Annotated in this window: 9 protein-coding genes; 4 read left to right on the top strand and 5 right to left on the bottom strand. The window is 63.8% G+C overall.

What is annotated here, in order from left to right; all coding sequences use genetic code 11:
• Positions 1–28 precede the first annotated feature (28 nt).
• The gene (locus tag ACTJLB_RS19035) at positions 29–319 is read left to right on the top strand and encodes a DUF1488 domain-containing protein (RefSeq protein WP_025597272.1); all 291 of its coding nucleotides are present in this window, start codon (positions 29–31) and stop codon (positions 317–319) included.
• 30 nt (positions 320–349) lie between these two features.
• On the opposite strand, the gene ACTJLB_RS19030 is transcribed toward ACTJLB_RS19035, so the two are convergent.
• The 5 genes from ACTJLB_RS19030 to ACTJLB_RS19010 all read right to left on the bottom strand — a co-directional run bounded on the left by ACTJLB_RS19030 (position 350) and on the right by ACTJLB_RS19010 (position 5,910).
• Positions 350–1,651 (bottom strand): NCS2 family permease, encoded by a 1,302-nt coding sequence (locus ACTJLB_RS19030; protein ID WP_020066232.1) that lies wholly within the window; start codon positions 1,649–1,651, stop codon positions 350–352.
• Between the two features lie 221 nt (positions 1,652–1,872).
• Positions 1,873–2,133: a DUF4148 domain-containing protein gene (locus ACTJLB_RS19025; protein ID WP_020066231.1), complete on the bottom strand. Its 261-nt coding sequence runs from the start codon at positions 2,131–2,133 to the stop codon at positions 1,873–1,875.
• 120 nt (positions 2,134–2,253) lie between these two features.
• Positions 2,254–3,027: a slipin family protein gene (locus ACTJLB_RS19020; RefSeq protein ID WP_131318740.1), complete on the bottom strand. Its 774-nt coding sequence runs from the start codon at positions 3,025–3,027 to the stop codon at positions 2,254–2,256.
• Positions 3,028–3,075: 48 nt separating this feature from the next.
• Positions 3,076–4,791, bottom strand: a complete 1,716-nt coding sequence (locus ACTJLB_RS19015) for an NfeD family protein (protein WP_440784176.1) — start codon at positions 4,789–4,791, stop codon at positions 3,076–3,078.
• An 81-nt stretch (positions 4,792–4,872) separates the two neighbouring features.
• Entirely contained in the window at positions 4,873–5,910 is a 1,038-nt protein-coding gene (locus ACTJLB_RS19010) for an AraC family transcriptional regulator (RefSeq protein ID WP_440784175.1), read from the bottom strand.
• Between the two features lie 210 nt (positions 5,911–6,120).
• On the opposite strand from ACTJLB_RS19010, the gene ACTJLB_RS19005 reads away from it, so the two are divergent.
• From ACTJLB_RS19005 to ACTJLB_RS18995, 3 genes are all read left to right on the top strand, one after another.
• Positions 6,121–7,254 (top strand): acyl-CoA dehydrogenase family protein, encoded by a 1,134-nt coding sequence (locus ACTJLB_RS19005; RefSeq protein ID WP_440784173.1) that lies wholly within the window; start codon positions 6,121–6,123, stop codon positions 7,252–7,254.
• A gap of 95 nt (positions 7,255–7,349) precedes the next feature.
• Positions 7,350–9,053 carry an AMP-binding protein gene (locus tag ACTJLB_RS19000; RefSeq protein ID WP_440784171.1) on the top strand — a complete coding sequence of 568 codons (1,704 nt, stop codon included), beginning with the start codon at positions 7,350–7,352 and terminating at the stop codon, positions 9,051–9,053.
• 80 nt (positions 9,054–9,133) lie between these two features.
• Entirely contained in the window at positions 9,134–10,642 is a 1,509-nt protein-coding gene (locus ACTJLB_RS18995) for a CoA-acylating methylmalonate-semialdehyde dehydrogenase (protein WP_440784170.1), read from the top strand.
• The last annotated feature ends 8 nt before the right edge of the window (positions 10,643–10,650 follow it).

Here is a 10,650-nt window from a genome sequence, read left to right as displayed (position 1 = left end):
CGCAGTGCCCAACTTCCAGGTGACTCCCATGCAGATACTTTTCCCGAACGAAAGTCCTGAATATTCAGGTCGCGAACTCACCCTGGCGTTTCCGGCGCTGGTCGATGGGCAGAGGGTCGAGTGCATGATCACCGCAGAAGCGCTGGAAGATCATTTTGGCGCCGCCTCACCGCGTCTCGAAGACATGGTGGGCGCATTCGACACGCACCGTGAGCGAATCGAAGCAGCCACGCGGCGCCTCCTGTCGGAAACGAGCGCGCAGTGCGTCGTGCTGCGAAGCGGCTATGTGCGCTTTTATGAAGCGAACTGGCGTGCCTGAGGAGAGCGGCACGCCGGGCCCGGTGTGAACTTACTCGCTGCCTAGATAGAAGTAGCGGAACAGAAAAATCGCGGCGATGATCCACACCACCAGCTTCACCTGACGCGCGCGGCCCGTGAGCAGCTTCAGCCCCGCATACGAGATGAAACCGAACGCCACGCCATTGGCGATGGAGTAGGTGAACGGCATCAGCAATGCGGTGAGCGCGGCCGGTACGACTTCGGTTGCGTCGTCCCACGGCAGGTCAACCATTTCGCGCAGCATCAGGCACGACACGTAGAGCAGCGCCGGCGCCGTCGCGTAACCGGGCACCACGCCCGCGAGCGGCGCGAAAAACAGCGCCGCGAGGAACAGCACGGCCACGGTAATCGCGGTGATGCCGGTGCGCCCGCCTGCCTGGACGCCCGACGCGCTCTCGATGTAAGCCGTGGTGGACGATGTGCCCAGCATCGAGCCGGCCAGAATGGCAGTGCTGTCAGCGAGCAGCGCGCGGTTCAGGCGGTGCATCTTGCCTTCCACCAGCAAGCCCGCGCGATTGGCCACGCCCATCAGCGTGCCGGTTGCATCGAACAATTCGACGAGGAAAAACACCAGAATCACGTTCAGCACACCGGTAGACAATGCGCCGCGAATGTCGAGTTGAAACAGTGTCGGCGAAATTGACGGCGGCGCCGAGACGATGCCGTGAAACTGGTTGCCGCCGAAGAAAAAGCTCAGCACCGTCACGCCGACAATGCCGATCAGAATTGCGCCGCGCACGCGTAGGTAGTCGAGCGTGACGATGGCAAAGAAGCCGATGACCGCGAGCACCACATGCGGGTTATGCAGATCGCCGAGCGTGACGAGCGTGGCCGGATTGCCGACCACTACGCCGGCCGTCTTCAGCGAAATGATCGCGAGAAAGAGGCCGATGCCGCCGGTAATCGCAATGCGTATGGAGTGCGGAATCCCGGTGACGATCACTTCGCGCACGCGAAACAGCGTGACCACGAGGAATAGGCAACCGGAAATGAACACTGCGCCGAGCGCGGCTTGCCACGTGAAACCCATGCCCTTGACCACGGTGTACGCGAAGTACGCGTTCAACCCCATGCCGGGCGCGAGCGCTATCGGGTAGTTCGCATAAAGGCCCATGATCAGCGAGGCCAGCGCCGCGACCAGACAGGTCGCAACGAACACGGCGTCTTTCGGCATCCCTGCGTCGCCCAGAATTGCCGGGTTGACGAAGATGATGTAAGCCATGGTCAGAAAAGTCGTCAGGCCGGCCAGCACTTCCGTGCGCAGGTTTGTGCCGGCCGCGTCGAGGCCAAAGTAGCGTTTTATGGAATCCATATGGCGGGTCTCTCGTCGTAGGGGCGAGATGATACCTTGCCAGCGCCCCGGTCGGAGCCGCAAGCGAATTTACGATGTCGCGTTGAGATGGCCGAGATGGCCGGAGATGGCCGAAGCCGGGGTCAAACGAAGAACGGCAGGCCGCTTCCGAGCCACCCGCCGCTCGCGACCGTTGCGATCGCGGTGCGGGCAGCGCAGCCTGCCGTTCGGCAGCAAGACGCTTATTGCGTGACGCTCGGCGCCGGCTGCTGCGAGCGCCGTTCGGCGACGATGCTCGCGGCGCGCTGCGCGTTGTACGGGTAATCGATCCAGTCGAGCGGGTCGTAGCCGGCGGCGAGCCACTCGACCAGATCGGCCTTGACCTCGGCGCGCGTCTTCGGCGCGGAGGGGTCGTAAGGCCGTGCTGACGACTGCGCAAACGCGGCGCTCATGCTGGCGGCGGCCAATAGCGCGCCGAGTACAAATCGAAAGAACACTTTCATGACAGGCTCCTTGGGAGCGGTAATAGACGATTCGAACATTTTAAATTTCGCAGGTATCCGGAATAAGGCGTTGCGAGGCAATGCACCGTTTCATCCGGTGAGCGAAAGCAGGGTGCGGGATCAAGGCGGCGGCGGTCTGGTGAGACGCTCGACCACCGTGTTCAGCAGGTCGACCGGTAACGGGAAAACGATGGTCGAGTTCTTGTCGGCGGCAATCGTCGTGAGGGTTTGCAGATAGCGCAACTGCATCGCCTGCGGCTCGCGCGCGAGCGTCTGCGCTGCTTGCAGCAGTTGTTGCGACGCCTGCAATTCGCCTTCCGCGTGAATCACCTTGGCGCGCCGTTCGCGCTCCGCTTCGGCCTGACGGGCAATCGCGCGGATCATGGTTTCGTTGATATCGACATGTTTGATTTCGACGATCGCGACCTTGATGCCCCACGCATCGGTCTGCGCGTCGAGCACTTTCTGGATGTCGGCGTTCAGTTGCTCGCGGTCCGCGAGGAGTTCATCGAGTTCATGTTTGCCGAGCACTGCGCGTAGCGTGGTTTGCGATAGCTGGCTGGTCGCCTCGAAATAGCGCGCCACCTGAATCACAGCTTTTTCCGGATCGACGACGCGAAAGTACACGACGGCGTTGACCTTCACCGAGACGTTGTCGCGCGTGATGACATCCTGCGGCGGCACGTCGAATACGACGGTGCGCAGATCCATGCGCACAGCCTGCTGGACGACCGGAATGATAAGCACGAGCCCCGGCCCCTTGACCTTCCAGAAGCGCCCGAGCATGAACACGACGCCGCGTTCGTACTCGCGAAAGATCCTGATTGACGAAGCGATGAGCGCGGCCGCCATCAGGATCAGAATGCTGGAGAAACCAAAAGTGAACCCAATCATGAACTGTCTCCCATGCAGAGCGGTCGACCAGAGTTAGCGCTTCAGCGCTTACTCCGATCCCACGCGAGCTCCTTGCTCCACCATTCCCTCAACGGGCGCCACGGGCACAACCGTTAGCGTCAGCCCATTGCGCGCGGTTACTCGCACCGCCTGGCCCGCCGCAACGGGAACCGCGCTCGACACCTGCCAGCGCTCGCCCTTGACCTGCGCCCAGCCGGCGGCCATGCCATTGGCCTTGGTGGTGCCAACAGGCAGACCGCCTTCGAGCACCACGCCCACGCTGCCGATCAACCCTTCCGAACCGGTCACGACCGGCCTGCGCCGCGCGCGCAGCGCGAGCCTCGACACGCCCAGCACGAACAGCACACTGAATACGACGACGGCGGCGATCATCGGCAATGGGATGCCGTAACCGGGCACATCGGTGTCCATCAACATCAACGCGCCGATCACGAACGCGACGATCCCGCCGAAGCCAAGCGAACCGAACGTCGGCAGGAATGCCTCGCCGATCAGAAACGCAATGCCGAGAAAGATCAAACCGAGGCCGACGTAGCTGATCGGCAGCATCTGCATGGCAAACAGACCGATCAGCAAGCTGATTGCGCCGACCACGCCCGGCAGCACGAAGCCAGGATTGGCAAACTCGAAGAAGAGGCCGTACATGCCCAGCATCAGCAACATCAGCGCGACGTTCGGATCGGTGATCACCGCGAGAAAATGGCTGCGCCAGTCGGCCTCGAGCATCACGACGGGGGCCTGGGCTGTCGCGAGCTTGACGTTGCCGGTGGTCGTCGTGACCGTGCGGCCATTGAGCTGGCGCAGCAGATCCGGCACGTCGCGCGCGGTCAGATCCACGACATGTTGCGCGAGCGCGTCGCTTGCGCTCAGGCTTACCGCTTCGCGCACCGCACGTTCGGCCCAATCGGCGTTGCGACCGCGCATTTGCGCGAGGCCGCGGATGTAGGCAGCGGCGTCGTGGACCTGCTTGCGCAGTTCTGTCGATTGAGTGTCGAGCGGGAGCGCGCTTGCGGCGCCGGTGGCGGCGTCACTTGCCGCGCCGCGCGAAGCGTTGCCCGAAGCGCCGGCGGATGCAGTGCCGGAAGCAGCGCCCGCTGGACCGGTCGGCGCCTTCGGCTGCCGGTCGTCCGTGCCGGGCAAGCCGGGCAGTCCCGGTTTGTCGCGGCCTGGCGGCTCCGCGCCGCCAATGCCCATCTGGATCGGCGTCGCCGCACCGAGATTGGTGCCCGGCGCCATCGCCGCAATGTGGCTCGCATAGACGATGTAGGTGCCCGCGCTCGCCGCCCGCGCGCCGCTCGGGGCGATGAACGTCGCGACCGGCACCGGCGAGCCGAGTATTGCCTTGATGATCTGCCGCATGGACGTATCGAGCCCGCCCGGCGTATCCAGTTGCAGCACCGCGAGCTGGGCGTGGTCGTCGGCGGCGCGCTGCAGGCTGCGCACAATGAAGTCGGCGCTTGCCGGACCGATCGCGCCGCTCACCGGAATCACGACGACGCTATTGGGCACATGCCCGGTGGCGGCCTGTGTAGTGACCGGCGCCGCCTGGGCCGCGGGCGCCAACGAGTATTCGCGCGACGCGAACAGGAAGCCGGACACCCACGCAAGCGCGACCCCGATTACGAACGCCAAAAGCATGCCGCGCGCGGTCATGCCGCGCATGAGCCGGCGCACAACACCGCCGTGGATAAACGGCCGATGCGCGCCGGATTGCCGGAACGGGCGACGCGGATACGTGCTCATCGCTAAGGGCGCCGCGCGCCGTCGACGGGTATCGACCGGCGCGGGCCGACACTCCAGTAAGACTGGCCTGCTGCTTACAGCTTAGTCCGATTCCAGGCGCCGCGTGAAGTCCGCACGCACCGGCCTGTAGTCGGTGGGCCGCATGCCTGTCCATTTGCGGAATGCGCGATGAAATGCGCTCGGCTCGGCGAAGCCTACCGACGCGGCGATGTCCGCGATCGTCCGCCTGGATTGCTGCAGTTCGCCGATTGCAATGTCGCGCCGCAGGTCGTCCTTGATCGACTGATAGGTATGACCTTCCTGTTTCAGCCGCCGCCGCATCGTCGCCTCGGCGACGTGCAGGCGCGCGGCCATCTCGTCAGCTGCGGGCCAGTTCATCATGGGCAGCGCGCGCAGCGTCTTGCGAACGCGCGCCGCGAACGAGCCGGGATTACGGTATTTGACGATGAAGCTTGCCGGCGCGTCCCGCAGGAACGGCTTGGCCGACTTCGCCGTCTGGATCACGGGCAGCTCGGCGAATACGGGTGAGAGATCCACGTACGACTCCGGTTGCGCGAATGCCATGTCGTCGCAGAACATGAGCCGGTACTCGTGCGCAGCGGGAGGTTCCGCGCAGCGAAAGCGCGCCTCGATCAACGGTATGCGGCGTCCGACGAGCCAGCACAGGAGCCCGTAGACGACGATGAAATACGTCGCATAAGCGAACATCGTCGGCGGCTTTGCGCCTTTGCGTTCGACGAAGCGTAGCCGCACGCGCTGGGCGTCCGTCTCGATGCACGCGCCCAGGTCGTCCAGCACGAGCCGCATGAAGCCAACCGCTCGCGCCAGCGCCTGCGCGCCGTTGCGCGCCGTGAGCGCCGTCTGCGTCATCGCGATAAAGCTGCCGCATTTCATGCGATGCGAGTCCTGACCGAAGAACTCGTCGTCGAGCGCGCGTGCTATGCCCGCCCACAGCGCGCCGTATTGCGCGGACGACACGCGGCTTTTCGGCGACGCCAGCATGGGTGCGGCGATGCCGGCCGCTTCGGCGAGCGGGAGCGCGTCGAAACCGCGTGCCCTGGCAAGCGCGAGTGTTTCCTCGACGAGACTCACGGAGATCGTGCCTTTATCGGTCTTCATCAGCAGTTGTTCGCAAGCATGGCAGAGTGGCAATCGCGCTCAACGTTTTCCCTATGGTGACTCGACACCGGGCGAGAGAGCGGCCGCGTGGCAGTACTGCATCGTACCAGTATGGCAAACGCGCTCACACACAATGATCGGGCTGAGCATCGAAGCCGGCGAGTCGCTTGCCTACACTTGGCCTCGAACGCAAGCAAAGGACTCGGACCCATGGACAGCTTCTACACCGAAGAACAACGCATGATCCGCGACGCCGCGCGCGACTTCGCAACCGAGCGCCTCGCGCCGAACGCTGCCCAATGGGATCGCGACGCGCAACTGCCGGCGGACGTGGTCAGGCAAATGGGCGATCTGGGGTTTCTCGGCATGAACGTGCCGTCGCAGTGGGGCGGCTCGTACACCGACTACGTGGCCTACGCGCTCGCCCTGGAGGAAATCGCCGCGGGCTGCGCCGCGTGCGCGACGCTGATGAGCGTGCATAACTCGGTCGGCTGCGGGCCGATCCTGAACTTCGGCAGCGACGCGCAAAAAGACCGCCATTTGCACGACCTTGCGACCGGTCGGCGCATCGGCGCGTTCTGCCTGACCGAGCCGCAGGCGGGCTCCGAAGCGAACAATCTGCGCACGCGTGCGGTGCTCTGCGACGGCAAATGGATACTCAACGGCAGCAAGCAGTTCGTGACCAACGGCGCGCGAGCCGACATCGCGATCGTGTTCGCGGTCACAGATCCCGACCGCGGCAAGCGTGGCCTGTCCGCGTTCATCGTGCCGACGGATACGCCGGGTTTCAACGTCGGCAAGCCGGAACACAAGCTCGGCATTCGCGCCTCCGACACGTGTCCGATTTCACTCGACGACTGCGCGGTGCCTGAAGCGAATCTGCTCGGCGAACCGGGCGAGGGCTTGCGCATCGCGCTGTCGAATCTCGAAGGCGGGCGCATCGGCATCGCGGCGCAAGCCGTGGGTATTGCGCGAGCCGCGTTCGACGCCGCGCGAGCCTATGCGAGCGAGCGCATGCAATTCGGCAAGGCGCTGAAAGACCACCAGACCATCGCGAACATGCTCGCCGACATGGCCACGCGCCTGAACGCCGCGCGTCTGCTCGTGCATCACGCGGCGCGCCTGCGCTCGGCGGGCGAGCCGTGCTTGTCGGAGGCATCGCAGGCGAAACTGTTCGCCTCCGAGGTCGCAGAAGAAGTCTGCTCGAACGCGATCCAGATTCACGGCGGCTATGGCTATCTGGAGGATTACGCGGTGGAACGCCACTACCGCGACGCTCGCATCACGCAGATTTATGAAGGCACCAGCGAAGTGCAGCGCATGGTGATCGCGCGTCACGTTTGAACGCTGCGCGAACGGCGTTTGAGCGCAAAATAGCTTGCGGATAAAACTAAACCCGAGCAAACGCGGATTCATACCGCGCCCATCAGGAGACGACCATGACTGCAGCGAAAGCCTTTTTCGACGCGCGTGACCTGTTATTGCGCCATCGAACCGATTACGAGCGCGCTTACCGCGAATTTGCATGGCCCGCGTTGGAACAGTTCAACTGGGCTCTCGACTACTTCGACGTCATCGCACGCGACAACGACAACACCGCGCTGTGGATCGTCGACGACCCGGCCAGCGAAGGGCTGCGTCTCTCGTATGCGCAAATGTCGGAGCGCTCCGCGCGCATGGCGAACTTCCTGCGCAGCGTCGGGGTGAAACGCGGCGACCGTGTGCTGCTGATGCTGCCCAATCGCGTCGAACTGTGGGACGTCATGCTCGCCGCAATGAAGCTCGGCGCGATCGTGCTGCCGGCCACGACCCAGCTTTCCGCGGACGATGTGCGCGACCGCGTGCAGATCGGCGGCGCGAACTTCGTGGTGGTCGACAGTGCCGAGCTATCCAAATTCGATTCGCTCGACGTGCCGTTGACGCGTCTCTCAGTGGGCGCGCGGCGCGACGGCTGGATCGATCTTGCGGCGGCGTATGACGCATCGCCGCAATTCACGCCTGACGGTGTGACTCGCGCCACCGATCCGCTGCTGCTTTACTTCACGTCGGGCACGACGTCCAAGCCGAAGCTCGTGGAGCATACGCATCAAAGCTATCCGGTCGGCCACCTGTCGACGATGTACTGGATCGGCCTGCAACCGGGCGACATCCATTGGAATATCAGTTCGCCCGGCTGGGCCAAGCACGCGTGGAGCTGCTTCTTTGCGCCGTGGAATGCGCAGGCCTGTGTATTCGTTTTCAACTTTGCGCGCTTCGTGCCGAAAGACACGCTGGATGTGCTGGTGCGCTTCAACGTCACGACGGTGTGCGCGCCGCCCACTGTGTGGCGAATGCTCGTGCAGGAGCGCCTCACCGATTATCCGGTGAAGCTGCGCGAAATCGTCGGCGCGGGCGAGCCGTTGAATCCGGAGATCATCGAGCGCGTGAAGCACGCTTGGGGCATTACGATTCGCGACGGTTTCGGGCAGACCGAGACCACTTGCCAGATCGGCAATTCGCCGGGGCAACCGGTCGTTGCGGGTTCGATGGGCCGTCCGTTGCCGGGCTACAGAATCGAGCTGCTCGATGCCGACGATCAGCCGGTGACCGAAGGCGAGATCGCGTTGCCGATCGGACCCGACGGCAAGCAGCGGCCCCTCGGTCTGATGACAGGCTATGCGAACAGCGAGCAAGCGACCGCGCAAGCCATGCGCAACGGTTTTTACCGCACGTCAGATGTGGCGCTGCGCCGCGAGGACGGCTACTACGTGTATGTCGGTCGCGCAGACGACGTCTTCAAATCGTCCGATTACCGGCTCAGCCCGTTCGAACTCGAAAGCGTACTGATCGAACACGAGGCCATCGGCGAGGCGGCCGTTGTGCCGAGCGCCGATGCGCTGCGCCTGTCGGTGCCCAAGGCATTCGTCACGGTGCGCCACGGCTATCAGGCAGGGCCTGAGCTCGCGCGCGCCGTGTTCGCGTTCTCGCGCGAAAAACTCGCACCGTATAAGCGTATTCGCCGTCTGCAATTCAGCGAGTTGCCGAAGACCATCTCCGGAAAGATTCGCCGCGTCGAGTTGCGGCGCCGTGAAATGGAGCGCCAGGCGGAACCGGCGCGCTTGCCGGACGAATACTGGGAAGAAGATTTCCCGGACCTGCGCTGAGTCGCGCAAAGCGTTATCGAACATTTTCTGTTTTCAGTCACTGTCCGGCCGTCACGCGGCCAACGCACAGGAGTTTCAGCATGAGCGCAATTGCTTCGAATACCGTCAAGCTGCTGATCAACGGTGAGTTCGTCGAATCCAGGACGACCGAATGGCGCGACGTCGTCAACCCGGCGACGCAACAGGTGCTGGCGCGCGTGCCGTTCGCTACCGCCGGTGAAATCGACGAAGCGATCCGCTCGGCGCATGCCGCGTTCAAGACGTGGAAGGACACGCCGATTGGCGCGCGCATGCGCATCATGCTCAAGTATCAGGCGTTGATCCGCGAACACATGCCGCGAATCGCGAAGACGTTGAGCGCCGAGCAGGGCAAAACGATTCCCGATGCAGAAGGCGATATCTTCCGCGGACTCGAAGTGGTCGAACATGCGTGTTCTATCGGTAGCTTGCAGCAAGGCGAATTCGCGGAAAACGTCGCCGGTGGCGTCGACACCTACACGCTGCGCCAGCCGCTCGGCGTGTGCGCCGGCATCACGCCGTTCAACTTTCCCGCGATGATCCCGCTATGGATGTTCCCGATGGCGATCGGATGCGGCAATACGTTCGTGCTGAAGCCTTCTGAGCAGGACCCCATGTCGACAATGCAGCTGGTCGAACTCGCGCTGGAGGCGGGCGTGCCGAAAGGCGTGCTGAACGTGGTGCACGGCGGCAAGGACGTGGTCGATGCGCTCTGCACGCACGAACTGGTAAAAGCGGTCTCGTTCGTCGGCTCGACGGCGGTCGGCACACATGTGTACCGCCTCGGCAGCGAACACGGCAAACGCGTGCAATCGATGATGGGCGCAAAGAATCACGCCGTCGTGCTGCCCGATGCAAACCGCGAGCAGACCTTGAACGCGCTTGCGGGTGCGGGCTTTGGCGCGGCCGGGCAGCGCTGCATGGCGACTTCGGTGGTGGTGCTGGTGGGCGCCGCGCAGCAATGGCTGCCGGACATCGTCGCCAAGGCGAAGACGCTGAAGGTGAACGCGGGCAACGAGCCGAACACCGATATCGGCCCCGTTGTCTCGCGCGCGGCGAAAGAGCGCATTCTCGGCTTGATCGAAGCCGGAGTGAAAGAGGGCGCTACGCTCGCACTCGACGGCCGCGACGTGACTGTGCCCGGCTACGAGCAAGGCAATTTCATTGGCCCGACGATATTCGCGGACGTCAGCACGGAGATGGAGATTTATCGCACGGAGATTTTCGGGCCCGTCCTGCTCGTGCTGAACGCGGCGACGCTCGACGATGCGATCGCGCTCGTCAACAGCAATCCGTTTGGCAATGGCGTCGGGCTCTTCACGCAGAGCGGCGCGGCGGCGCGCAAGTTCCAGAGCGAAATCGACGTGGGCCAGGTCGGCATCAACATTCCGATTCCGGTGCCCGTGCCGTTCTTCAGCTTTACGGGTTCGCGCGGCTCGAAGCTCGGCGACCTCGGCCCCTATGGCAAGCAGGTCGTGCAGTTTTACACGCAAACCAAGACCGTCACCGCGCGCTGGTTCGACGACGACACGGTCAACGACGGCGTGAACACGACCATCAGCCTGCGCTGAACGACGCC

Source organism: Paraburkholderia sp. 22098, assembly GCF_052045935.1.
Classification (GTDB): domain Bacteria; phylum Pseudomonadota; class Gammaproteobacteria; order Burkholderiales; family Burkholderiaceae; genus Paraburkholderia; species Paraburkholderia caledonica.
The sequence above is the reverse complement of the archived record's forward strand: the minus strand, read 5'-3'. Positions and strand labels throughout refer to the sequence as shown.

Excerpts from the sequence above, each read along its gene's own strand:
- ACTJLB_RS19025 (WP_020066231.1), bottom strand. The coding sequence starts at position 2,133 with ATGAAAGTGTTCTTTCGATTTGTACTCGGCGCGCTATTGGCCGCCGCC.
- ACTJLB_RS19010 (WP_440784175.1), bottom strand. The coding sequence starts at position 5,910 with ATGAAGACCGATAAAGGCACGATCTCCGTGAGTCTCGTCGAGGAAACA.
- ACTJLB_RS19030 (WP_020066232.1), bottom strand. The coding sequence starts at position 1,651 with ATGGATTCCATAAAACGCTACTTTGGCCTCGACGCGGCCGGCACAAAC.
- ACTJLB_RS18995 (WP_440784170.1), top strand. The coding sequence starts at position 9,134 with ATGAGCGCAATTGCTTCGAATACCGTCAAGCTGCTGATCAACGGTGAG.
- ACTJLB_RS19020 (WP_131318740.1), bottom strand. The coding sequence starts at position 3,027 with ATGATTGGGTTCACTTTTGGTTTCTCCAGCATTCTGATCCTGATGGCG.
- ACTJLB_RS19015 (WP_440784176.1), bottom strand. The coding sequence starts at position 4,791 with ATGAGCACGTATCCGCGTCGCCCGTTCCGGCAATCCGGCGCGCATCGG.
- ACTJLB_RS19035 (WP_025597272.1), top strand. The coding sequence starts at position 29 with ATGCAGATACTTTTCCCGAACGAAAGTCCTGAATATTCAGGTCGCGAA.
- ACTJLB_RS19000 (WP_440784171.1), top strand. The coding sequence starts at position 7,350 with ATGACTGCAGCGAAAGCCTTTTTCGACGCGCGTGACCTGTTATTGCGC.
- ACTJLB_RS19005 (WP_440784173.1), top strand. The coding sequence starts at position 6,121 with ATGGACAGCTTCTACACCGAAGAACAACGCATGATCCGCGACGCCGCG.